At 72.9% G+C, this 22,678-nt stretch carries 18 protein-coding genes; 6 read left to right on the plus strand and 12 right to left on the minus strand.

All coding sequences use genetic code 11. From position 1 onward, the window contains the following. Nucleotides 1–61: 61 nt before the first annotated feature. From ACRDTB_RS04435 to ACRDTB_RS04445, 3 genes are all read left to right on the plus strand, one after another. The gene (locus ACRDTB_RS04435; RefSeq protein ID WP_431428624.1) at nt 62–1,132 is read left to right on the plus strand and encodes an ABC transporter substrate-binding protein; all 1,071 of its coding nucleotides are present in this window, start codon (nt 62–64) and stop codon (nt 1,130–1,132) included. A 235-nt stretch (nt 1,133–1,367) separates the two neighbouring features. After that, nucleotides 1,368–3,155: an ABC transporter permease gene (locus ACRDTB_RS04440; protein ID WP_431428625.1), complete on the plus strand. Its 1,788-nt coding sequence runs from the start codon at nt 1,368–1,370 to the stop codon at nt 3,153–3,155. Then, nucleotides 3,152–4,345 (plus strand): MFS transporter, encoded by a 1,194-nt coding sequence (locus tag ACRDTB_RS04445; protein WP_431428626.1) that lies wholly within the window; start codon nt 3,152–3,154, stop codon nt 4,343–4,345. The genes ACRDTB_RS04440 and ACRDTB_RS04445 overlap by 4 nt, the downstream gene beginning before the upstream one ends. Here the strand turns inward: ACRDTB_RS04445 and ACRDTB_RS04450 are convergent. From ACRDTB_RS04450 to ACRDTB_RS04470, 5 genes are read right to left on the minus strand one after another with little or no spacing between them, the layout of a single operon-like run. Next, nucleotides 4,342–5,694, minus strand: coding sequence for a CapA family protein (locus ACRDTB_RS04450; protein WP_431428627.1), 1,353 nt, complete (start codon nt 5,692–5,694; stop codon nt 4,342–4,344). The genes ACRDTB_RS04445 and ACRDTB_RS04450 overlap by 4 nt on opposite strands. Next, entirely contained in the window at nt 5,691–7,109 is a 1,419-nt protein-coding gene (locus tag ACRDTB_RS04455; protein ID WP_431428628.1) for an MmgE/PrpD family protein, read from the minus strand. Before ACRDTB_RS04455 ends, ACRDTB_RS04450 begins: the two co-directional genes overlap by 4 nt. Continuing rightward, on the minus strand, nt 7,106–8,461 hold the full coding sequence (locus ACRDTB_RS04460; protein WP_431428629.1) for an MmgE/PrpD family protein: 1,356 nt from the start codon (nt 8,459–8,461) through the stop codon (nt 7,106–7,108). Before ACRDTB_RS04460 ends, ACRDTB_RS04455 begins: the two co-directional genes overlap by 4 nt. 41 nt (nt 8,462–8,502) lie before the next feature. Further along, entirely contained in the window at nt 8,503–9,939 is a 1,437-nt protein-coding gene (locus ACRDTB_RS04465) for an FAD-binding protein (RefSeq protein WP_431428630.1), read from the minus strand. 35 nt (nt 9,940–9,974) lie between these two features. Next, nucleotides 9,975–11,384 carry an MmgE/PrpD family protein gene (locus tag ACRDTB_RS04470; RefSeq protein ID WP_431428631.1) on the minus strand — a complete coding sequence of 470 codons (1,410 nt, stop codon included), beginning with the start codon at nt 11,382–11,384 and terminating at the stop codon, nt 9,975–9,977. A gap of 118 nt (nt 11,385–11,502) precedes the next feature. Between ACRDTB_RS04470 and ACRDTB_RS04475 the strand changes: the two genes are divergently transcribed. The 3 genes from ACRDTB_RS04475 to ACRDTB_RS04485 all read left to right on the plus strand — a co-directional run bounded on the left by ACRDTB_RS04475 (nt 11,503) and on the right by ACRDTB_RS04485 (nt 14,241). Further along, nucleotides 11,503–12,126, plus strand: a complete 624-nt coding sequence (locus ACRDTB_RS04475; protein ID WP_431428632.1) for a TetR/AcrR family transcriptional regulator — start codon at nt 11,503–11,505, stop codon at nt 12,124–12,126. 4 nt (nt 12,127–12,130) lie between these two features. Beyond that, nucleotides 12,131–13,492 carry an MmgE/PrpD family protein gene (locus ACRDTB_RS04480; RefSeq protein ID WP_431428633.1) on the plus strand — a complete coding sequence of 454 codons (1,362 nt, stop codon included), beginning with the start codon at nt 12,131–12,133 and terminating at the stop codon, nt 13,490–13,492. Nucleotides 13,493–13,635: 143 nt separating this feature from the next. Continuing rightward, nucleotides 13,636–14,241, plus strand: coding sequence for a class I SAM-dependent methyltransferase (locus ACRDTB_RS04485; protein WP_431428635.1), 606 nt, complete (start codon nt 13,636–13,638; stop codon nt 14,239–14,241). Here the strand turns inward: ACRDTB_RS04485 and ACRDTB_RS04490 are convergent, their stop codons facing one another. From ACRDTB_RS04490 to ACRDTB_RS04520, 7 genes are read right to left on the minus strand one after another with little or no spacing between them, the layout of a single operon-like run. Next, the gene (locus tag ACRDTB_RS04490) at nt 14,242–15,846 is read right to left on the minus strand and encodes a class I adenylate-forming enzyme family protein (protein WP_431428636.1); all 1,605 of its coding nucleotides are present in this window, start codon (nt 15,844–15,846) and stop codon (nt 14,242–14,244) included. Next, nucleotides 15,843–17,327: a CoA transferase gene (locus ACRDTB_RS04495; protein ID WP_431428637.1), complete on the minus strand. Its 1,485-nt coding sequence runs from the start codon at nt 17,325–17,327 to the stop codon at nt 15,843–15,845. Before ACRDTB_RS04495 ends, ACRDTB_RS04490 begins: the two co-directional genes overlap by 4 nt. Further along, the gene (locus ACRDTB_RS04500) at nt 17,324–18,097 is read right to left on the minus strand and encodes a class I SAM-dependent methyltransferase (RefSeq protein WP_431428638.1); all 774 of its coding nucleotides are present in this window, start codon (nt 18,095–18,097) and stop codon (nt 17,324–17,326) included. Before ACRDTB_RS04500 ends, ACRDTB_RS04495 begins: the two co-directional genes overlap by 4 nt. Further along, nucleotides 18,094–19,695, minus strand: coding sequence for a class I adenylate-forming enzyme family protein (locus ACRDTB_RS04505; protein ID WP_431428639.1), 1,602 nt, complete (start codon nt 19,693–19,695; stop codon nt 18,094–18,096). The genes ACRDTB_RS04500 and ACRDTB_RS04505 overlap by 4 nt, the downstream gene beginning before the upstream one ends. Next, entirely contained in the window at nt 19,692–21,035 is a 1,344-nt protein-coding gene (locus ACRDTB_RS04510; RefSeq protein ID WP_431428640.1) for an FAD-dependent oxidoreductase, read from the minus strand. Before ACRDTB_RS04510 ends, ACRDTB_RS04505 begins: the two co-directional genes overlap by 4 nt. Then, nucleotides 21,035–21,964, minus strand: a complete 930-nt coding sequence (locus ACRDTB_RS04515; protein ID WP_431428641.1) for a UbiA family prenyltransferase — start codon at nt 21,962–21,964, stop codon at nt 21,035–21,037. Before ACRDTB_RS04515 ends, ACRDTB_RS04510 begins: the two co-directional genes overlap by 1 nt. Continuing rightward, nucleotides 21,961–22,653, minus strand: coding sequence for a methyltransferase domain-containing protein (locus ACRDTB_RS04520; RefSeq protein ID WP_431428642.1), 693 nt, complete (start codon nt 22,651–22,653; stop codon nt 21,961–21,963). The genes ACRDTB_RS04515 and ACRDTB_RS04520 overlap by 4 nt, the downstream gene beginning before the upstream one ends. Nucleotides 22,654–22,678 lie beyond the last annotated feature (25 nt).

Consider the following 22,678-nt stretch of genomic DNA (forward strand, 5'->3'; position numbering starts at 1 on the left):
TCTGCACGCCGGCACACCGAAATTGGTGTGTGTCACGGGCATGCGCAGAAATGAGGTACTGATGACATCACGACACCGTCCACTTGTCCGGCGGCGGGCGCCACTCGTCGTGGCCGTCCTCGCAGTCGCCTCGCTGGCCGCCTGTGGCAGCGACGGCGGCGCCGATGCCGCCGCCAACCAGGACTTCAGTGATTGGGACGCGGTCGTCAAGGCCGCGGAGGAGGAAGGCACCGTCAACTTCTACACGGCGTTCAACGAGAACGTCGTCGCGAAGATCGTGGACGGTTTCGGCAAGGCTTACCCGAACATCAAGGTGGTGCCGAACCGCAAGACGTCCAGCCTGTTGCTCCAGCAGTTCGAGAGCGAGCAGCGCGGTGGCATCCAGAGTGCCGACCTGGTGACCACGAGCAGCCCGAGCCAGATCAGGGACGGCTGCAGCAAGGGCACGTTCACCGAGGTGGCCGACGACATCACCGCCGATGACGAGCACAAGTGGCCCGAGGAGTCCTTCGACGGCTGCGCGGTGATCGCCTCGACCGCCTTCTACCAGATCTGGTGGAACACCGAGCTCCTGACTGAGGCCGAGCGGCCCAAGAGCTGGGAGGACCTGCTGGACCCCCGGTTCGCCGGCAAGAAGATGATGATCAACAGCCCGGCCATCACCAACAGCTACGTGTGGATGATGACGGTCGCGAAGGACGAACTGGGCGACGACTTCCTGAAGAAGCTCGGGGAGCAGGAGCCGGTGTGGAGCGAGTCCTCCGAGCAGGCCGAGCAGCGCGTGGGGGCGGGCGAGGCGCTGGTGTCGCTCGGCGGAACCAAGGACGGCGGCCAGGCGCTGATCGACAAGGGCCTGCCGATCGAGGGCTTCACCCCCGATCCGTGCATGGGCACCGAGCGGACCGCCGGTGTGGTGACGAACGCGCCGCACCCGAACGCCGCACGGCTGCTCCTGAACTGGCTCATGACGCCGGACGGGCAGGCGGCCGCGGCCGAGGGCGTCGCCTCCGCGCTGGACAACGTGCCGGGCACCGAGCCCATGCCGGACTGCTTCGTGCACGAGGACCCGGCCCGGTCCGCGCCGAACAGCGAGAACGGGCTGGCGGTCCGCGAGTTGCTCGGCGCGCCGTGACCCGCGCCGGCGCGGTCCCGGTTCCGCACGGGGCCGCGCCGGGCGGTACGCCGCTGGCGAAGACGAGCAAGGGAGATGGCATGACACCTCGCGTAACGCGGAGCATGAATGAGCCGCGTGGCCGTCAACCGCACCTAAGGGGAACGGGACGCAACCCAGCCACGGGAACGTCCCGAACTGGGCGGGATCAACCCAACGCAACCGCGCGGGTTAATTCCGGGGAGGCGGGCTAGGCATGACCACCACGACGGACAGACCGGTCCAGGTGCCGCCCGAGCGGCCCGTGCGGCGCCGCCGCCTGCGCATCCCGCGGCCGAGCCACGCGCTGTCCGCCGCGGTGATCATCGGGCTCACGGTCGGCGTCGGCTACCCCCTGCTTCAGCTGGTGTTCGAGGTCTCCCGGGGGCTCGGAAGCGGATTCGAGACGCTGCTGCGGGTGGTCCGCCGCGACGCGTTCCGCGACGTCGTGCTCAACACGCTCCAGTTCGTCGTCGCCACCGTGACGCTGAGCGTGGTCCTCGGCTTCCTGCTGGCGCTGCTGATCGAGCGCACGGACATTCCCGTGTGGCGGGGGATCAGACGCAGCCTCCCGATGATCTCGCTGCTGATGCCGCCGCTCGTCGGCGCGCTCGGCTGGGTCTACCTCTTCTCCCCCACCGCCGGGCTCATGAACGAGTTGTTCGGCAGCGTCGGCATCCCGCCGTTCTCGATCTACTCCCGGCCGGGGATCTTCCTCGCCGGCGCGGTGTACCTGGTGCCCTACGCCTACAGCTACGCCTCCGCCGCGCTGCAGAACATGGACGGCAGCCACGAGGAGGCGGCGCGGATGTCGGGCGCGAGCCCGCTCAAGACGCTCGCCACGATCACGATCCCCGCGATCCGCCCGGCCCTGTCCGGCGCGATCCTCGTGACGGTCATGATGTCACTCGCCGAGATCTCCATCCCGCTGATCCTCGGCAGCGGCCACGGGTTCAGCACGCTGACGCTGGAGATCTACCGCTCGGTCGTCGGGTCGTACCCGTCGGACCTGCTCACCGCGTCGGTCATCGGCCTCTGCATCGCGGTGGTCGCGCTCGTCGGGGTATCCGTGCAGCGCCGGGTCATCTCCAAGGGCTCGTACGCGACGATCACCGGCAAGCCGGTCCACACGACCAAGGTGGCGCTGGGCCCGTGGCGGTATCCGGCGGTCGCGTTCGTCTGGCTGTACGTGGCGTTCGCGATCGTGCTGCCGCTGGGCGCGGTCATCTACGTCGGGTCCACGAAGCACTGGCAGCCCAGCATCGGCGCGGCGGAGTGGTCCCTCGAGCACTTCGACAAGGTGTTCTCCACGGCCCAGTTCCGGGACTCGCTGTGGAACAGCATCCTGCTGGGGCTGTTCTCCGCGTCCGCCGCCATCGTCTTCGGTGTGATCATCAGCTACGCCATCGTCATCCTCCGGATGAGACGCATCGGCACACTCGGCGACTACGTCGGCAACCTGCCGCTCGGCATCCCGCACATCGTGTTCGGCCTCGGCCTGCTCCTCGTGCTCGTGAACGTGCACTGGATCTACGGCACGCTGTTCGCCCTCGGGCTCGCCTACGTGATCCTCTTCGTGCCGCACGCGGTCCGGCTCATCTCGGCGTCGATGCGTCAGGTGGGCAACGAGCTGCACGACGCCTCGCACATGAGTGGCGCCTCGGACATGACCACACTGGGCAGGATCACGATGCCGCTCGTCATGCCCGGGGTCCGGGCCGCGTGGGTGCTGATCGCCGTGCTCGCGTTCCGGGAGCTGTCCGCCTCGACGCTGCTGTCGACCGGGGCGAACCCGGTCGTCTCCTACGTGATGGTCGGTGTGTACCAGTCCGGCAGCGTGAACAACCTGGCGGCGTTCGCGACCTGCGTGGCGGCGATCAACGTCGGCTGGCTCGTGGTGGCCGGCATCTCCGCCCGCGGCCGCCGGCCGAAGCGCTACCGCACCGGCCGGAAGTCGCCGGACCTCGCCGGCCGCATGGCGGATCCGAGAACCGTCGCACCGTGACGCCGGGCCGGCGGCGCAGGCTCGGTCCCGAGTCGCTCGTCCTGGTCGCGTTCTTCCTGTCCACGTGCGGGCAGGCGATCATCCGGCCGGCCTCCACCTACCGGGCGCTCGAGCTGGGCGCCGGCGTGCGCGAGGTGGGGCTCATCGTGGCGGCGTACTCCGCCGTGGCGGTCGTGTTCGCGATTCCGGTCGGCCGGCGGGTGGACCGGACCGGCACCCGGCAGGGCATCGTGCTCGGGAGCCTGCTGCTGGCCGTCTCCGCGGCCGGCAGCGCGTACGGGACCAACCTCGCGATGCTCGCCGCCACCATGGCCGTCGGCGGCGTCGCGCACGTCTACGTCATGCTGTCCGCGCAGGCCTTCGCGGCGAGCGCCGGGTCGACCACCGACCGGCGGCGGCAGTTCGCGCGCAACTCCGTGGCGAACTCGCTCGGCCAGATCGTCGGCCCGCTCCTGCTCGGCTGGAGCGTCTCGGTGTCGCACGGGATGTCGGTCCGGTCCACAGTGGAGCTCGCGTTCCTGCTCACCGCGGGCATCGGCGTGCTCGCGGCCGTGCTGGGCGGCGTCCTCGGCAGGGTGGGCGCCGCACCGGTGGACAAGCAGGACGACTTGTCGTTCGGGCTGATCGCGCAGCTGGTCGGGCGGCGGGGCATGTCCCCCGCGCTCGCGGCCGGGATCACCATCGTGGTCGCGCAGGACATCCTGGTCGCGTACCTGCCACTCATCGGCACGGCCGCGAACCTCTCCCCCGCCACCGTCGGCGTCCTGCTGTCGCTGCGCGGGATCGCCTCGCTGCTGTCGCGGCTGTGGATGATGTCCATACTGCGGCGTCTCGGCCTGCGGGTGGTGCTCGTGCTGACGATGGTCGCGCCGGCGGCGGCGATGGCGGCGCTGGTGTGGAGCCACGCGCTGTGGCAGTTCGTGGTGCCCATCGCGGTCTTCGGCTTCTTCGTCGGCATCGGGACCCCGCTCACCGCGTCCTGGGTGGCGCAGCTGTCCCCGGAGCACCTGCGGGCGACGACGCTCGGCCTGCGGATCAGCGGCAACCGGCTCGGCCAGACGTTCATCCCGATCGGGCTCGGCGCGGTCGGCGCGGCGACCGGTGTGGGCGCGGTGTTCCTGGCCCCGGCGCTCGCGCTGTTCGTGTGCGGCTGCTGGATCGTCTCCGGCGATCTCGGGGCCGAGAGTTAGTGCCCTCCGCCGGCTTTCAGGCGCAGCAGGCCGACCGTCGTGCCGTCCTCGACGGACAGCTCGACCCGCTCGGCGACCTCGGCCGGCGAGTGCGCCAGCACCCGGCGCAGGACGGACCTGGCCTTCGCCGGGTCCGCGACCATCGGCAGGCCCCGGACCGCCACCCGTTCCTCGCCGCGCCGCAGGTCCAGCACGTGCAGCCGGACCGTGCACACCCCGGCGGCGAAGTCGCAGGTCGCCATGAGGCCCTCCCAGTACCGGTCGTCGCCCCACAGCCCGCGCCGGGTCCCGTCCGGGTTGTGGCTGCGGAAGTCCACGAGCGACTGGGGCGTGTGCGGCTCCGGGATGCCCAGCTCCACGAACTGCTCGGGCGCCATGAACTCGACGGTCTCGTCGGTGAAGCAGAAGTTCCCCAGCGACAGCAGGATCGGGCGCTCGCGGTACACCTCGATGCCGCGCACGAGATGCGGGCCGTGGCCGACGATCACGTCCGCGCCCTCGTCGACGAACCGCCGGGCGGCGGTCAGCAGGAAGTCGGCCGGCGGCTCCTGGTTCCAGCCGCGCGCGCTGCTCTCGTGGCAGTGGATGCTGACGATCACGATGTCGGACGCGAGCCGCGCGGTGCGGATCGCGAGGCAGATCGCCTCGACGTCGACGTCCAGCGGGTAGGTGCGTACCCCGGTCGGCTCGCCGCACACCACGTCGTAGTCGAGGAAGCGCATCGAGTCCCGCTCGCGTGCGGTCGCCGACCAGCTGCCCAGCCCCGCGTCGTGGCGGGTGCTCCGGTCCGTGGCGAGCGCGCGGTCGACGCGGCGCACGGCGTCGAACAGCTCCGGCTCCAGCCACAGCTCGGTCCGGTACCGCAGCGCGTTGACACCCGGCCGCGCGGCGATCGGGCCCGCGCCGTCCGACGCGACCGTGATGTCGCCGAGGCTCGCGGTGACGCCGATCAGGGCCGCCCGGCCCACCCCGGTCGACAGGTACCTCGGCGTTCGTGCCTCGGCCAGGCTGCGGCCGCCGCCGGCGTGCGCCACGCCGTGGTGGTCGAGCAGCGCGAGTGTGTCGAGCAGGCCCTGGGTGCCGTAGTCGCACATGTGGTTGTTGGCGGTGTTCAGGAGGTTGAAGCCGACGTCGAGCACGCCCTCCAGCGCCGAGGACCGGGCGGCCAGGCGCAACCCGCGGCGTGGCTTGAGCGGGGCCGGTGTCATGGGCAGGCCCGGGAAGGACATCTCCAGGTTGGTGAAGCGGACGTCGGCGTCAGCGAGCAGCTCGTGCACCGTGCCGAACCCGGGCTGCCCGCCGGTCATCGGCCGGGTGGTCAGGCAGTCACCGGTGAGGCAGACCTTCATCGCGCACGCTCCTTCCCGACCAGCAGCGGGATGATCTCGGTGACGTCGTCGACCTCGTCGAGCCGGTCCAAGGCCTCCACGAGGGCCTCCGCACGCCCGTCGTCGAGCACGGCCGAGGCGAGCCCGTGGAACTTCGCCAGCTTCTCCGCGCGGGTGGCCGGGTTGCGCAGCGAGCCCTTGCGGTACGGCTCCTCGGCCTCCACCGTCCGGCCGTCGGCCAGCTCGACGCGGATCCGGGCACCGTGCCAGGTGTCGAAGTCGACCGCTTCGGTGGCCTGGCCGTACCGGGTGTCGCCGTGGATGTGCAGCAACCGTCCTATCCGGACGACCCGCGGATCCTCCCGCACGGCGGCGGACATGTAGTCGGCGAGCTCGTTGCGGCCGTGGACCAGCCGCACACCGAGGACGAACGCCATGCTGAACTGGGCGGCGATCGTGTCCTTGGGCTCGAAGATCGACCCGCCGTGGGTCACGGTGTGGGGGTTGACCCAGGCATCCACGCGAGTCACGTCGGCGTGGGTGAAGCGGTGCTCGGCCATGAGCCCGGCCATGGCCTGGATCGACGTCTGCAGCGTGCCGACGTTGGGGTACAGCTTGACGAGCCTGCCCTGCACGGCGAACCAGCTCGTGTCGTCGAGTCCACTGAGGATGCCCGTGGTGTCCTCGACGTGGCCGAACAACCGCGCGATGCCGCGCCTGCCCTCCAGGATCGTGTCCGGCCCGGTGAGCCCGTGCCGGGCGAGCAGCGCGGACACCATCCCGGCACGCGCGGCCATCGCCGAGTGGAACCGCTTGACCTCCCCGCCGCGCTGGTCGTACTCCATCGTGCCGGACGCGTGGCTGCCGGCGATCGACAGCCCGTGCAGCGCCTGCTCGTCCGACAGGCCGAGCAGGTTCGCGGCCACCGCGGCCGCGCCGAACGGCCCGACCACGCTCTGGTGGTGGAAGCCGCGCTCCAGCACGGGCCGGGTGATCACCCGGCCGATCCGGTACAACACCTCGTATCCGAGCACCACGCCTAGCAGGAACCGCCGGCCGGACAACCGCCCCGCCTCGGCCAGCGCGAGCGCCACCGGCACCGCGAGCGCGCCGGGGTGGCAGCCGCCGTGGTAGCCCGAGTCGTCGAACTCGCAGGAGTGCCCGTACCCGGCGTTCACCATCGCGGCGTCCATCGAGGGCAACCGGGTGCCTTGCCCGACCACTGTGCTCTCGGCCCGGCCGCCCGTGACCGCGGCGAGGTCGTGGATCGGCCGCACCCAGGGCAGCGTCGAGCCGCACAGCATGATGCCGAACTGGTCGAGCACCGCGTCCTTCGCGGCGTCGACGGTGTCCGCCGGCAGGTCGTCGTAGCCGAGGCCGACGACGTAGCGGGCGAGCTCCCGGGTGACCGCCACGTCGGTGGCCGGCGCGTTCATAGTCGCACCAGCCGGTCGAGTCCGTCGGTCAGTGGGGTGCCGCCCACGAGGTCGTCCGCGATGCGCAGGAACACCGCGTCCGTCCCGTCCGGACCGACGCCGGCACGGCAGCTGTCGAGCTTGCCCGCCACGATCTCCCGGCTGCGGGCCGGATCCTCCGGCATCGACCGCGGTGGGGTGACGACCACGTGGGTCTCACCGTCCACATGCAACTCCAGCTCGCCGCCTCCGACGATCGCGCGTACCCCGAACCGCTCCGGCTGGGCCACGATCTCCACCCGGGAAGCCAGCTCGCGCACGGCGGGATCCTTGTCCAGCAGCGTCCAGAACTCGTCCGTGCCGCGTGGGTCTGTCGCGAGCGCGAGCGCGATCATCAGCGGCAGGCTGTACTGGGCGTCGAGTGCCGTAGTGCCGGTGACGCCGTGATAGCGGGGCTCACCGCCGTTGGACGACGTGCGCAGAACGACCTTCTCGATCGAGCCAAGGTCCACCGGCCGGGACTCCGCGAACCGCCGGGCCGCCGCCACCGCGGACTGGCACTCGCCGTGACAGTTGTACTGCTTGACGAGTGAGTCCTCCAGGTGCCACCGGCTGCCCAGTGACTCCACGATCGCGTCCGGGGCCGGCGTCGGCGAGAACGCGGCCAGCAACCCGTACGGTCCTTCGAGGACGGCGTCTGGCCCGGTGAAGCCGCCCTCCGCCAGCAGCGCGGACTCCAGGCCCAGCTGGCTCGCCCGGCCGAGGTGCAGGCGCTTGGTCATCGAGCCGTTCTGGGTGAACGCGATGATCCCGCAGGCGTGCGAGGCGGCGATCCCGACCGCGTTCACCATCCGTTCGGCAGACAGTCCCAACAGGACGGACGTGCCGATCGCGGACCCGATGACGCCACCGATCGCCGGCCGGTGGAACCCGCGCTCTCGTTCGGCGCGTGCGGTCAGCCCAAGCCCGGTCCGCAGGCCCAGCTCATAGCCGATGACCAGCGCGCGGAGCAGGTTCTCCGTACTGGCACGGCGTTGCTGCGCGAGCGCCAGCAGGGCCGGGAACACCGTCGCCCCGGGGTGCCCGCCCTCGTGCGCGTGCTCGAACTCGTACCCGCTGATGGCCACGCCGTTGACCAGCGCGGCCCGGGACGGGTCGAACCGGGTGCCGGTGCCGAACGACGCGGCGGACCCCGTGCCGCCAAGGTGTTTCTGCTGTCCGCGCACGATGCCGTGCCAGGGCTGGCGCGCGCCGATGAGGCCGGCGGCGACGTTGTCGGCCACCAGGACGGTCAGCCGCTCGTAGGTGCTCGCGGGCGCGTCGTCCGGACGGAAGTCCTGGGCGAACTCGACGATCTGACTGGTCGCGGACATGGCTCTCCTACCCCGACTGCTCGTGTGGCGGTGCGGGCGGCTCAGCCGAGCGCGCTGCGCACCGCGTTCCGGCCGGTGATCAGCGCCTCGCTCAGGTTGCCGGCGCCCGGGTAGAGCGGGCCCCACATCGACCCGAGCTCACCGGCCCCGTAGAGGCCCGGGATGGGGCGGCCGCGCACGTCGAGGATCTCCGCGCGCGCGTTCCGCCGGGGTCCGCCCTGGGTGTTGAGCAGGACGGGGTACAGCGCCACGCCGTAGAAGGGCGGCGCGAGCGGCTCCATGAACTCGGGCCGGCGGCCGAACTCGTCACCACCCGCGACGGCGGTCTCGTTGTAGACGGCCGCGGTCCGCTCGAGGTTGGCCGGTGGGATGCCGAGCTTCGTGGCGAGCTCGGCGAGCGTGCCGGCCCGCTGGATCCAGCCGCGCTCGACCTCCGCGGAGTTGTCCTCGCTCCACTCGAAGCCGCGGTTGTTCCCGCTCGTGATCACGCAGATGGGGCCGGCGAGCCGGGTGGTCTCGTCGAAGATCAGGTAGCTCGGGATCCGCCGCAGCCGCCCGGTCTTCGTGTCGCGTTCGAGCATGCACCGGCCGGCCGCGTGCATGTCCACACCGGCCTCGTCGAAGTAGCGCCGGCCGTCCTGGTCGGTGACGAACAGCCCCTGCGCGGGGGGTTGGCAGGTGAACCCGGCCTCGTACTCGGGGAACTTGTAGCCGAAGCGGGCGGCGATGGCCGTCAGGTGCCAGATGCTGGCGCCGACGTCCTGGGCGAGCCGGATGCCGTCTCCGGTGTTGCGGTCCGGTCGGGAGTACGCGGGCAGCTCGGTGCCGAAGAGGTCCCGGTGGACGTCGTGGCCGTAGTTGAACCCGCCGCACGCGAGGACCACACCGCGGCGCGCCTCGACCCGCCGCGTCGACCGTCCATTCCGGACCTCCACGCCGACGATGCGGTCGTGCGAGTCGTTCCAGCACAGGCGTTCCACGCGGGCGTGGTAGCGGACGGGGATGTCGCGCTTGATGACGTTGCGGGACAACACCTCCCAGATCGCCTCGCCGCCGGTGACACCGGGCGCGCGGGCGACCTGCACCCGCGAGCCCAGTGCCTCGGCGTGTGGCACGTCCGGGAAGGCGCTGCCCGGCCGGACCACGGCGAGTGCCTGGTCGGAGTACTGGTCGTGCGGGACCAGCTCGGCGCCGCACTCGGCCAGCCAGCCGATGAGCTCGCCAAGGCCGGCGACGTACGCCTCGACCGACTCGCGCGGCGTGCCCGCTCCGACGAGCGCGGAGAAGTGCTCGACGGCCCCACCCGTATCGTTGATGAGCCGGATGTTCCCGCCGGACACCCCGGTGCTGCCACCTCCGTCCTCGGCCTTCTCCAGTACCAGCACACTGGCGCCGTGGTCGTGGGCGGTGATCGCGGCGGCCGCGCCGGCACCGCCGAACCCGACGACGACGATGTCGGCGACTTCGGTTGTGGTCATGGGTTCTCCGATCCCGAACGGGCTCCCGCCGGTGCTCATGCGGTCGGTGCGAGCGCGGTGACGATGTCGGCGACGGGTCCGTCATCGGCTAGGCCGAGCACCGCGTGCACGACGTTCTGGCGCTGTTCGGGAGTCCGGCGCCGCTCCCACAGGCGGTGGCACTTCGCCTCGACGGTCCCGAAGCCCGAGCTCACCTCCGGGCCGGCGGACCGGTAGACCTCGAACCGCTCGCCGCCGCGCAGCACGCAGGTGACCCGGCCGTCGGTGGTGCGCACGTACGCCTCCTCGGCCCGCCGGTCCACCTCCACCTTCGTGCGGTCGATCAGCGCGCGCACCCGCGGATCGCCGTAGGTGCCCGGGTCCTGGAACCGTCGCAGGTCGTCGATCTCGCCCAGCAGGGCGAGCGCCACCCCGTACTGCACGCTGTACTGGGCCGTCATCGGGTCGGTCGGCGTGTCGATCGCGTTCTGCTCCGCGACCCGCCGCGCGCTGCCCACGACGACCCGCTCGAGCTCGCCGACCCGGTCGCCGAGCTCCCGGCGCACGTCGGCCGCGGCGAGGAGCACGCCGTGGATGGCGCCGCAGGTGGAGAACGGCTTGATGTAGACGTCCTTCTCGACGATGAAGTCCTCGCCCAGACCGGCGGCCAGCCGGTCGGCGTCCCTCTCGGACTCCTCGCCCCACACCTCGACGAAGCCGAACCGGCCGGCGAGCGCGCCGTCGGGTCCCTCGAAGCCACGGCCGGCGAGCCCCGCGGCGAGCAGCCCGGACTCGGCCGCCCGGCCGGCGTGCACCCGCTTGATCATCCCGGGGCCGTTCTGGAACGCCTTGATCCCGGCGCCGAACGACGCGGCGATCCCGATCGAGTTCGCCAGCCCGGCGGCGTCGAGCCCGACCATCCGGCCCGCGGCGACCGTGGCGCCGAACGGTCCGATGGTCCCGGTGCTGTGGAACCCGAGGTAGCTGTGCCTGGTGCCCACCGCGGCGCAGATGTGGCGGATCGCCTCGTACCCGGCGACCACGGCCGTGACCAGGTCCCGCCCACCGCGCTCGGCGCTGGCCGGCCCGGCCGCCGTCGCGATCGCCGCCGGCACCACGCACGAGCCCGGGTGGATGAGTCCGGGGTGGTAGATGTCGTCCAGCTCCAGACCATGGCTCGCGGTGCCGTTGACCAGTGCGGCGACCCGGGCCGGCACCCGGTCGGCCGTCCCGTAGATCGCCGCGGTCGGGGTGGCGGGCGCCGGTGACCACTCGCCGAGCTCGTCGCGGAGCTGGGCCTCCAGCAGGCGGACCCACGGCTGGTCCATCCCGAGGTCGGCGCACAGCAGGTGGTCCAGGATCACCGCGAGCGCGCCGTCGACGGTCTCCTTGGGCAGGTCGTCGAATCGAAGGTGGGCGAGAAAGTCGACGAGGGCGGCTTCCCGACCGTCTGACGCAGTGGGCATCTCAACCCCATCTCACGCATATTCGCCTTGGGAGTAGAATATTGACTACTCTGTCGAGACTGTCAAGATGCCTGTTCACCCGGGCGCCCGACAGCGACCAGCAGAATGGGGAACCACGATGACGCAGCAGGTGGAGCCGCCGCCGATCAGCAGGCTCGAGCGCAAGCGCAACAAGAAGATCGACGAGATCCTCGCCGCGACGAACGAAGTCCTGCGGGACAAGGGATACGACAGCATCAACCTGGAGGAGGTCGCCGACAAGGTCGACCTCACCAAGGCGAGCCTCTACCACTACTTCAGCAGCAAGGAGGAGCTGCTGACGTCGTGCCTCGACCGGGTCGCCGAGGACGCGGCCACCCGGATGCGGCGGGTGCTCGAGAAGTACGAGGACTCCCCCGCGAGCGTCCGGCTCGAGCAGCTCGTGCTCGAGCACCTGCTCATCGTGACGCTGGACTACCCGCACGTGTCCGAGCTGTTCACCAAGCGTCTCAAGTGGCCGTACGCGTACCGTGCGCAGGTCAAGCGCATGCGTAGCGAGCACGACAAGTTCTTCCGCGACGTCATCGAGGACGGGCTGCGCACCGGCGAGTTCGTCTGCGACGACCCGGACCTCGTCCGGCGCTGCCTGTACGGCGCGATCAACGGTGTCCCGGTGTGGCTCACCGCGTCGAGCGAGCGGGCCGTGCGCGACCTGTGCGACCGGCTGACGCCGATCCTGCTCAAGATGCTGACCGCCGAGTAGCGCCGTGTCCCGGATCCGGACGCTCGCCCGGTTCGCGACCGGCACGACCTTCGCCGCGCTGCCGGCGGAGGTCGTCGCGAAGGCCAAGGAGCTCGCCCGCCACTCGTGGGGCGTGCAGCTCGCCGCGAGCACGCTGCCGTGGTCGTCGCTGGTCCACCGGGTGGCGGCGGCCGAGGGCGGCACGCCGGAGAGCACGGTCGTCAACCACGGCGGGAAGATCCCCGCCGCCGGCGCCGCGTTCGTCAACGGCTCCTTCGCGCACGGCTTCGAGCTGGACGACAACCACGCGCGTACCGGGGTCAAGGTCGGCTGCGTCGCCGTGCCCACCGCGCTCGCGATCGGCGAGCGCCACCGCAGCGACGGCCGGGACGTGATCACGGCACTGGCCGTGGGGTGCGAGCTGATGGTCCGGGTCGGCCTCGCGATCAGGCACGGGCGTACACGGCGCGGCGGGCACGCGACCGGGACGGCGGGTGCGCTCGGTGCCGCCGCGGTGGTGGCGGTGCTGAGCGGGTTCGACGAGGACACGTGTGCCCAGGCGCTGGCGGGGGCGGCGAGGCACGTCATCGGGTCCACGGAGGCGCCGCCCCAGGGCCGGGGCCACCTGAAGCGGACGTTCGGCGGCGCGGCGGCCGCGGGCGGGATCCGGGCGGCCCTGCTCGCGGAGGCCGGACTCACCGGCCCGGAGTCCATGCTGGACGACGGGTGCGGGCTGTTCCGGGCGTTCGACGTGGACACGGAGTCCGCCGCGGCGCTGACCCGCGACCTCGGGCGGACGTGGGAGTTCCTCGACGCGCACTACAAGATCTACGCGCAGGACGGCTACATCCAGCCGATGTCCGAGGCACTGGAACGCATCCGAGTGTCACACGACTTCGCGGTCGAGGAGGTCGACGAGGTCGTGGTGGGCACGAACAGCCACGCCTACCACGACATCGTCGGCCGCATCCGGGACCCGAGGGACCTCACGGACGCGCAGTTCAGCGCCAACTTCAGCGTCGCGCTGCACCTGGTGACCGGCGGCGCGGGCATCGACGAGTACACACCGGACAACCTGCACGACCCGGCGATCCGCGCGCTGAGCGAGCGGGTGCGGCTGCACATCGACGACGACATCGAGCAGGACTTCCAGGCCACCCGGCCGCGCGGCGCACGGGTGACCGTGCGGCTCCGCTCGGGCCGCTCGCTCCAGGCGACCGTCCGCAACCTCCGCGAGCAGACCCCGGCCGAGCTCGACGAGAAGTTCCTCCGCCTGTCCGCTCGGGTGCTGTCCCAGCCGGCGCGCGAGCGCCTGCTGGCGGACACCCATCGGCTGCAGGAGAACAGCGACATCACCTCGATCGCGCGCCAGCTCGTCCGCGACTGACATGTGGGTGAGCACCGCCCGGCTCAGCGGACCCGCTCGAATGGTCGAGCCAGCTTCAGCTGGCGGGTGTCGCGAGCCACGGGCCATTGCCATCTTGGCAACGAATGTTGCCGAGTCGCCGGGCGACGGTCATCGTGTGCGTCATGGACCAACGGTTCTGGGACGACAGGTACCTTGAGCAGGACCAGCTCTGGAGCGGTGCGCCGAACGGCGTGCTGGTCGCGGAGGTCGCCGACCTGTCGCCCGGTCAGGCACTCGACCTCGGCTGCGGCGAGGGCGCCGACGCGCTGTGGCTCGCCGGTCGCGGCTGGCTCGTGACCGCCGTGGACATCTCGCGGGTCGCGCTCGAGCGGGCGGCGGCCGCGGCCGGCGACGTCTCGGTGTGCTGGACGCACGGCGACGTCACCCGGTACGGGCCGCCGGCCGGTGCCTTCGACCTCGTGTCGGCGCTCTACTTCCCGCTCCCCCGCACCGCACCCGCCGCACTGCGCGCCCTGCTCGCCGCGGTCGCGCCCGGCGGGACGCTGCTCGTGGCCGGGCATGACCTCGACGGCACGCGCCACCACCACGACCCGGACCCGGCGATCGACCCGGACGACTTCTACCGGCCGGACGAGATCGCCAAGCTGCTGGACGACACCTGGACCGTCCAGGTCGACGAGACCCGGCCGCGTGTCTCACCCGCACCGCCGGGCTCCGGTCACGTCAACGACATCGTCCTCAAGGCACGCCGGGCACCGAGCCGGTGATCAGGTGACCGCGGCCTCACGCCCTCCCAAAATCGCGGTGGATCGGTCCGCGAGCGTGCGCCGGCAGACCTTTCCCGTCGGGCCGAGCGGTAGTTCGGCCACGATCACCAGGTGCTCGGGCAGCTTTCGGCGTTCCAGCCCGCGGGTGCGTTCGAGAAAGCCGACGAGCTCGGCCAGGGTCGGCGTCGGCCCGGACCGTCGCGTTTGGACGAATGCGCACACCCGCTCGCCGAGGTCGGGGTCGGCGACCGCCACGCAGGCCACCTCGGCGACCGCCGGGTGGGTGCCGAGGTGCCGCTCGACCTCGGCCAGGCTGATGTTCTGGCCGCCCCGGACGGCCACCTGCCGCAGCCGCCCCATCACGTGCAGGGTGCCGCGCTCGTCGAACGCGCCGCGGTCCCCCGTGCGCACCCAGCCGCCGGGCAGCCGGTACCTGGCGTCGAGCTCGGCGGAACCGACGTAGCACAGCGGCGTCATCGGACCGCGCGCCTGGATCTCCCCGTCCATCACGCGGACGTCGGCGACCGCCGGGTCCGGCACCCCAACCCCGTCTCCCGGCGTACGGGTGTGGCAGTTGACACCGTCCGACGACCCGTAGACGTTGATCACCGGACACCCGAACCGCCGCCGGCAGGCCTCGACCGTCGCGGCGGGCAGGTCGGCCCCGCTGGCCACGACCGCACGCAGGAACGAGAGGTCCTCCCCCGGCGACGGTGCCGCCTCGGCCATCCGGCGCAGCATCGTCGGCACGGCAAACACGTGGGCCGGCCGGTGCCGGGTGATCGTGCGCAGTGCCCCCGCGGTGCCGAAAGTGCCGGCCAGCACGAGGGTTCCACCGTGGGCGGCGATGGTCGACGGCACACCGAACGAGCCGAACGACGACGCCAGCGGCACGAGCACCAGGTCCCTCGGGTTCGCGCCGCGCACCGCGCGCAGGTAGTTGGCCCGCCCGCCGCACATCGCGTTGTGCGAGTACGCCACCATCTTCGGCTCGGCCTCCGAGCCGGACGACACGAGCACGCGGGCCGGCGCCTCGGCGTCGACGGGTTCCGGCGCCCAGGACGAGTCGGTCGGCAGCTCATCCAGCGACCGCGTGCCGTCCAGCGCCGGGCCGAACACGAGTACCTGCCGCAGCCTCGGCAGCTCGTGCCGAACCGAGCGCACCTGTGCCGCGAGGTCGGCGGTCCCCGTGATCACCGCTCGGGCCCGGGAGCGGCCGAGCAGCGACACGGTGTCACGGGTTCCCGGTCCGGCGGGATAGGGCAGGGCGAGTGCGCCGAGCGCGGCGACGGCCAGCTCGGCGACGACGGCGTGCCGGCCGCCCGGCACCTGGATCGCGATGACGTCACGGGGCCCGAGATCCGCGGCGGCGAGCGTCGCGGCGAGCCGGCGCACACGTGCGTCGAGTGCCGCGTAGGTCAGCTCGCCGGGGTGGTCGACGGAGCCGTCGACCACCGCGACCCGCTCCGGGTGCGCGTCGACGTGCCCGCGGAACAGCGTGTACAGGTCCCGGTTCGGGCAGTGTCCCCGCTCGACCCACTGGCGGCGCAGGTCCGCCGGCACCAGGTCACGCACGGCGAGCCCGTCCCGCGAAACCCAGGTCACCCGAACTCCCACGGCGCCCGCACGAGGCAGCAGCCGTCCCACTCCAGGGCACCGGCGAACCGGTGATCCGCGGCCAGCTCGGCGAGATCGGTGCGGATGTCGACACCTGGCTCCGCGCGGCTCGTCGCGGGCGCGTCACGGCACAGCACCGCCGCGGACAGCAGCGACGAGTCCACCCGCTGCCCCACCCCGGTCCGCGCCCTGGCCAGCAGGCCGGCGAGCACTCCCGTGGCTGCCACCAACCCGCCCAGCACGTCGGTGAGGGTCATCAGCGACGGCGTCCGGTCCGGGCCCAGCCGTGCGGCGAGTCCACTGTGGACTTGGACGAGGTAGTCGGTACCCAGCGGTGGCCGGGGTCCGAGCCGGTCGCCCCACCCCGACGCCCAGGCATGGACCAGCCCGGGGCGGGTCGCGGCCAGCGCGTCCGCCTCCAGCGCCAGGGTCTCGGCCTTGCCTGGCGCCCAGTTGTGCAGGAACACGTCGGCGCCCGCGACCAGCTCGTGCACCTCACGGCGGCCGGACGCCGTGGTGATGTCGATCTCGACGACGCGCTTGCCCCGGTTGAGCGCGAGGAACCGGGCCGAGCAGTCGCCGACGACCGGCGGCACGCCGCGCAGCGGGTCGCCGCCGGGCGGCTCGATCCGGATCACCGTCGCGCCCAGCAGACGGAGCAGGTGGCCGGCGAGCGGTCCCTGCACCCGGCGGCACGACTCGACGACGACCACGCCGTCCAGCGGCCGGGTCGCCGACCAGGCCGCTGGCAGCTCTCCGGCGGCCGGGCGACCGACCGGAGTCCGGCGCCACGGCGGCAGCTCCGCCGGGAACTCGTCGGCCACCGGGACGATGCTGACGTTCGCGCGTGCCGCGACCTCCATGAGTGCCGCGAAGTCCACCGCGTGGGCGGCATGGTGCAGGCCGGCCGGCAGCGGGCAGGTGGCGGTGGCGAACCGGTGCTGGAAGGGCCGCCACCCGCCGCGGATCGCGGCCGGGTCGGCGCCGATCCGGGCCCAGAACCGCTGCCAGTCCTCCGCGGCCAGCGTCTCGATCTCGAACCGGACCCCGTCGGCGGACGTGAACGGCGGGCCACCGGGTTCGCCCGGTTCGTCGCCCGCGGTCGCGGCGGCGAGGTACTGCGCGACCGACAGCAGTGCCGCCTGCGCCACCGATGTCGACACTCGGCGTACCGGTACGCCCCGGGAGGTGGCGAGCCAGGCCGCGAGCACGCCCTGGGCGGCGAGCACGCCGGTGGCGACCGAGGCGTAGTCGACGGCGAGCGCGGTCGGCCGGCCGTAGCGGCGGCCGTGCACGTGGCTGATCCCGCACGCCGCCTGCACGTCGTCCTCGCTTCGCAACGGCAACCGGACCGGTCCCGCCCAACCGATCTCGCAGTCCACTGTAGACGTGTCGAGTCCGGCCAGGCGGAGCACGCGTGCCGCGACACCCTCGGCGACCCCGCAACCGGCGTCCACGACGGACGTCACGGCCGGCCCTGCCCGGGGCGGCGGCCGTGCACGGAGTAGAAGACGCTCGACGAGGCACGGAAGTACGGGTGCGCGAGCAGCTCGCGCACCTCGGCGAGCTGCCGGTCGGTCATCCCCGCCGCGACGAGCCCGTCCCGCAGCCGGACGGTGGTGTGCGCCAGGAGCTCCAGGCCCGGCGACCCGGCCCGCCAGACCTCGACGGCGCTGACCGGCTCGACGCCGACCAGCCCCGCGCCCCGCATGAGCGCCGCCACGCGCCTGCCGTAATCACCGTCCACTCCGGACCGAGCCATCACCGCGTCCCGGGCGGCGAGGAACCGTTCGTACAGCGCCAGGTCCGGAGCCGCGAGGCACGGCTGGTAGGTGGTGTCGGTCTCGTCGACCTGCAGCCAGCCCCCGGGGCGCAGCGCGCGGGCCAGGCGGCCGAGGACCTCGTCCCGCGCCGGCAGGTGGCGGAGCACGAGCCGCGCCACGATCAGGTCGAAGGCGTTGTCCGGCAAGGGATCACGGGTGATGTCGTGCCTCGTCACGGACGGTGTCACGGGGGTGAGGTCGGTGGCCAGCACGGCACCGGCCGGGCCCACGCGGTGGGCGAGCCAGCCGGCGACCGTGCCGCCGCCGGTGCCGACGTCCAGGCACCGCCAGCCACCGTCCACACCGGTCTCCGCAAGCCTCGGCAGGGTCATCGGGTCGTACGCGGCGGCGAGCAGGCGATGCTGCTCGCGTGCGTCTCCCCCGCCGAACACGTAGGCGGGCGCGGCCAGGGTCATGTCCACCTGCCCGGGCCGGGACGGTCGGCGGCGTCGAGCAGCCGGTCCGCGAGCTCGGTCCGGCGAACCTTGCCGGTTGCGGTGCGCGGCACGTCGGACCACGTCATCGGGACCGGCTCGGCGAGCGCGGGCAGGTCGGCCACCGACTCCCGCCAGGCCACCGGGTCGAGCCGCCCGTCCGCCGTGACCACCACCGGCAGCGGACGCCGTCCGGTCGCGCCGAGCACCACGCACTCGAGCACCGAGGCCAGGCGGTCCTCGATCACGTCCTCGGTCTCCAGGCAGCTCAGCTCGGGCACGGTGTCGACCTCGCGGTCCAGCAGCCGCATGTCCCCGGTTCGGCCGATCGAGCCGACGTCGCCGGTGTTCCACCACTCGCCGGACACCTTCGCCGTCCATCGCTCCTGCTCCCCGACGTAGCCGAGGCACCGCGCCCTCGTACGCGCCAGCAGGAGGCCGGGCTCCCCCGGCCGTACCGGTTCGAACGTGTCCGGGTCGACCGCCCGCATCGCGACCCGCCCCGGGATCGGCCGGCCGAGGTCGCGCGTCGTCGGGTGCCGCTCCCCCACCCGCGCGACCGAGCGGCGGGTCAGGAAGCGGAACGTGAGCGGGCCGGTCTCGGTCTGCCCCCAGCCCTGCAGCCACACCGGGAACCGGCGCGCCGACGCGGCGAGGAAGGCCCGCACGACGGGCGGGTGCATCGCGTCGTAGGTGCTCGCGTACAGGCGGACCTCGCGAAAGGGGTTGGCCGCACCGGCGGTCAGTGACCGCCAGCGGACGAACACCGACGGCAGTGCCTCCAGAGTGGACGGTGGGTGCGCGCGCAGGAACGGCTCCGCGCGTGCGGGTTCGAAGTCGGTGACGATGCCGATCTTCCGCGGCGCCAGGCACAGCGCGCTCGCGGTCCAGCAGAACAGCCGCCCGTGCGCGAACGAGCCCGCGGTCACCACCGTGTCGCTCGTCCGGACCCCGAGCAGCGGCCAGCGCACGGCCTCGAACCGGGCGAGGCGGCGCACGAGCGTCTCGGTCGAGTGCACGACGAGCTTGGGCACACCGGTCGTGCCGGAGGTGTGGTTCACCACCAGGGGCTCGTCGTCGTGCCGGCGGTACGCGGGCGGCGCGTCGTGCCCGCGGACGTCGGCCAGGGTCAGGACGTTCGCCGCGGGCCCCGGGTCGTCGAGGCAGAGCGTGCGGCGGGCCAGCGCGGTCAGGTCGGTCCCGGCATCCCTGGCCGCCACGACCGTGCCGCGGTCGGTGACCAGCACGGCCGGGTCCAGCCGCTTGAGCAGGATCTGCGCGGTCTCCGCCGGCAGGTACGCGGAGATCAGCGCCGGGAGCGCGCCGATCCGCACGGCCGCGCAGGCGAGCAGCACGCTGTCCCAGTGGTTGGCCTTGTGGATGGCCACCCGGTCGCCGGGCCGGGCACCGGTGGCGGCGAGCCAGCCCGACGCCGAGCGGACGAGCCCGGCCAGGCGCGGGAGGTCGTAGTCGACGCCGCCGGCCGGCGCGATGTCCAACGGCCGGTCGAGGTGCACCGTCGTGCGCGCGCCCCGATCGGCGCACTCCTCGATCAGCGTGCCCATGTCGGACGGCTTCATACCGATACCTTTCGCCTGTCGAGCCTGGCGACTCGGGCAGCCGCCATGGCGCCCGCACGGATCGCGCCCTCGCTGCTGGGTCGCAACATCATCCAGTCACCGGCGTAGTCCACCGACCGCACGGGGCGGGCGAGGAAACCGCGGCGCAGCGCCAAAGCGGCCGGCGTGGCCTCCGGCAGGCCGTGCCGGAAGCGGTGCACGAAGTTCGCCACGGTGGCACCGGCGAGGCCCGGCACATAGCGCTCGGCCGCACCGGTGAGCGCCCGCACCACCTCGTCGTCCGGCGCGTCGAGCAACTCCGGGAGCGCGGCCGGCGCCGCGAGCAGGGTGAGCAGGCCACCGCCTGCCGGCGCCCGGCTCGGATGCTTGACGTGGTCGGCGAGGAGCCCGCCGAGCGCATCGTCCGGGCCCCGCTCAACGGCCGGCACGAGCAGTGCGTACAGCTGCCGGCGCGAGGTGGGCGACAGCGGCCGGTCGAGTAGGCAGCTCACCTTGAGCATCGGGGTGAAGCCGCACGCGGACAGAAACTCGCGCTCCCCCGCCGGCGCGTTCACGTACAGCCCGGCCGCGACCGGTGCCGGCACGCACAGCACGACCGACCGGGCGGTGAGCGTCTCCCCGTCGGTGTGCACCAGCGCGGTGTCCGTGCCGGCCACCACCTCGCGGACGGCGACGCCGGTCCGCACGTCGACGTGCTCGGCCAGTCGCCGGGCGAGGGTGTCCATCCCGTCGGCGTAGGTGCGCCAGGTGGCGGCCGGGCCGGCCGCGAGCATCAGGGCCAGGAACGGGGCCGCCGCCGATCGTGCCGGATCCCAGCCGAAGAACGTCGACACGACCGGCGCGAGCTGGTAGTCGCCGACGTCCGGGTGGTACCCGGCGGCGAGCTCGGCGACGGTGGCCAGGCCGACCGGTGTGTCCTCCGGCCGGTCCGGGTCGAACAGCGCCCGGCGGCGGGCCGCACCGGCGAGCAGCCGCGCCAGGTCGAGCCGGGCGCGCGGGGACAGCCCGGCCCCGGTGAGCAGGCCGCGCGGGTCCGCGACGCCCGCGTGAGCCCGGCCGTCCCGCCACACCGCGATCGGGCCGCCGACCCGCGGGACCTCGCCGTGCGGCACACCCAGCTCTCGCAGCAGCCGCCAGGTCTGCTCGTAGCCGTGGGCCGGCACCTGCTCGGCCCCGGTGTCCACCGTGTACCCGGCATGGCGGAAGCTCGCCATCCGGCCGCCGACGTGCCCGGCGGCCTCGAGCACCGCGACGGTCAGGCCGGTGCGGCGCAGCCGGTAGGCCAGCGACAACCCGGCCACCCCCGCACCGACGACCGCGACGTCGAGATCCGGCTCCATCAGTGGCCTCCCACCAGGTTCACGGCCAGCAGCGCGACGACGGTGACGCGGTGGATCCAGATGCCGAGCCGGCGCGCGCGGAGGATGTCGCGGCGCCGGAAGCACAGCGCGTACTGGTTGGCACGCAACAGGATCGTGGGCAGCATCGCCAGCGGGAACCACCACGGCGCACCGGCCAGCGGCGCACCGGCGATGAGCAGCAGCTCCACGAGCGACACGGCCGCGATGAATCGGGCGTTGCCCCGCGGCGTGGTGAGCACGGCGACCGTCGGGCGGCCCACCCGCCGGTCGCCGGCGATGTCGTTGGTGTTCGAGTACACCCCGAACAGGAGCGGCCCGAGCCCGAAGAGCAGCGCCTGCACCACGACGAAACCGGGCACGTCCCCGGCGAGCAGGCCGTACGGGGCGAGCACGAGCGCCCACCCGAGCGCGGCGATGTACAGCTCCTGGAACCCGCGGTAGCTCAGCCGCAGCCCCCATGAGTACTGCGGGTACAGCACGAGCGTGACCGCGGTGAGCACCAGCGCCCAGGCCGGCCGGTGCGGCGCCGCCACGACCGCCACCGTCCACAGTAGAGCGCCGAGAACCGTTGTCACGACGGCGAAGCGCACCACCTGCGCCTCGGTCAGCGTACCGGCCAGCAGGGGCTTGCGGAGCGCCCGCCGGGCCGGGGCGTCCGGGCCGTAGTTGACCAGGTCGCTGCCGTCCCGGTACCCGGTCAGGTCGTCGAGCGCGACCAGCCCGGCCATCAGCAGCACCTCGCCCACTCCGAACACGACGAGCACGCCGAGCGTCTGGTCGTCCAGGCGCGCCGCGGGTGCGAGCAGCGTCCACACCAGCACGGCGCTGAGGTAGTAGTCGAACACGTCGAGCTTGGCCAGCCGCGCGTAGGCCCGCCACGTGCTCCGCGTGGTCTCGAGCGCGGTCACGATCGCCCCAGCGCGATCAGCGCGGCGAACGAGCGGTCGCCGCCGTAGCCCAGCTCGCGGCACTCGACCAGCTCCGCACCGGGCAGCATCGCGAGGTACTCGTCGACGGTCCGCAGCCGGGAGAACCGCCCGACCGGGACCGCGGCGTACTCGTACTCGACGAGCGTGAGGTAGCGGGTGGACCGGGCGATCGCGCGGCACGCGGCGGCCAGCTCGTCGTCGTCGAGCACGTGCATGAGCACCCACACGCACACCGCGACGTCCACCGTGGACCGCTCGAAGGGCAGCCGCTGCACCGGACAGCGCAGGAACTCCACATTGGACGACCCGGCGCAGGCGAGGCGGGCCTCGGCCAGCATCTCCGCGGTCAGGTCGACCGCGAGCACCCGCTCCGCGCGCGCGGCGATCGTCGGCGTGAGCCGGCCGATGCCGCAGCCGATCTCCAGCGCGGAGCGGACCGGCCGGCCCAGCATCGAGGCGGCGGCCCGCAGGTGCCCGGCGACGAGTCTCCGAGTCGCCGCGGTGACGCAGTCCGCCAGCGCGTCCGGCTGGGACGCGCGCATCACCCTGGCCAGCCCCGGGCGTGCCGAGCGCCGGCGCCACTCCGCCTCGATCTCCGCCGGGCTCGGGGTGGCCCGCCTCGGCGGCGGAACCGGTTCCAGGACCGGCCTGTCCGTACGTGGCCGCACGTGGTTCTCCTTCTCTCGGGCGGGA

Source organism: Actinophytocola sp. (assembly GCF_050699935.1).
Lineage (GTDB): Bacteria > Actinomycetota > Actinomycetes > Mycobacteriales > Pseudonocardiaceae > Actinophytocola.

What these genes read in the sequence shown, in the direction of transcription:
- ACRDTB_RS04455 (WP_431428628.1), bottom strand. Translation starts at nt 7,109, where the DNA reads ATGAACGCGCCGGCCACCGACGTGGCGGTCACCCGGGAGCTCGCCCGC.
- ACRDTB_RS04470 (WP_431428631.1), bottom strand. Translation starts at nt 11,384, where the DNA reads ATGCCCACTGCGTCAGACGGTCGGGAAGCCGCCCTCGTCGACTTTCTC.
- ACRDTB_RS04500 (WP_431428638.1), bottom strand. Translation starts at nt 18,097, where the DNA reads ATGACCCTGGCCGCGCCCGCCTACGTGTTCGGCGGGGGAGACGCACGC.
- ACRDTB_RS04465 (WP_431428630.1), bottom strand. Translation starts at nt 9,939, where the DNA reads ATGACCACAACCGAAGTCGCCGACATCGTCGTCGTCGGGTTCGGCGGT.
- ACRDTB_RS04450 (WP_431428627.1), bottom strand. Translation starts at nt 5,694, where the DNA reads ATGAAGGTCTGCCTCACCGGTGACTGCCTGACCACCCGGCCGATGACC.
- ACRDTB_RS04440 (WP_431428625.1), top strand. Translation starts at nt 1,368, where the DNA reads ATGACCACCACGACGGACAGACCGGTCCAGGTGCCGCCCGAGCGGCCC.
- ACRDTB_RS04475 (WP_431428632.1), top strand. Translation starts at nt 11,503, where the DNA reads ATGACGCAGCAGGTGGAGCCGCCGCCGATCAGCAGGCTCGAGCGCAAG.
- ACRDTB_RS04460 (WP_431428629.1), bottom strand. Translation starts at nt 8,461, where the DNA reads ATGTCCGCGACCAGTCAGATCGTCGAGTTCGCCCAGGACTTCCGTCCG.
- ACRDTB_RS04485 (WP_431428635.1), top strand. Translation starts at nt 13,636, where the DNA reads ATGGACCAACGGTTCTGGGACGACAGGTACCTTGAGCAGGACCAGCTC.
- ACRDTB_RS04505 (WP_431428639.1), bottom strand. Translation starts at nt 19,695, where the DNA reads ATGAAGCCGTCCGACATGGGCACGCTGATCGAGGAGTGCGCCGATCGG.
- ACRDTB_RS04510 (WP_431428640.1), bottom strand. Translation starts at nt 21,035, where the DNA reads ATGGAGCCGGATCTCGACGTCGCGGTCGTCGGTGCGGGGGTGGCCGGG.
- ACRDTB_RS04435 (WP_431428624.1), top strand. Translation starts at nt 62, where the DNA reads ATGACATCACGACACCGTCCACTTGTCCGGCGGCGGGCGCCACTCGTC.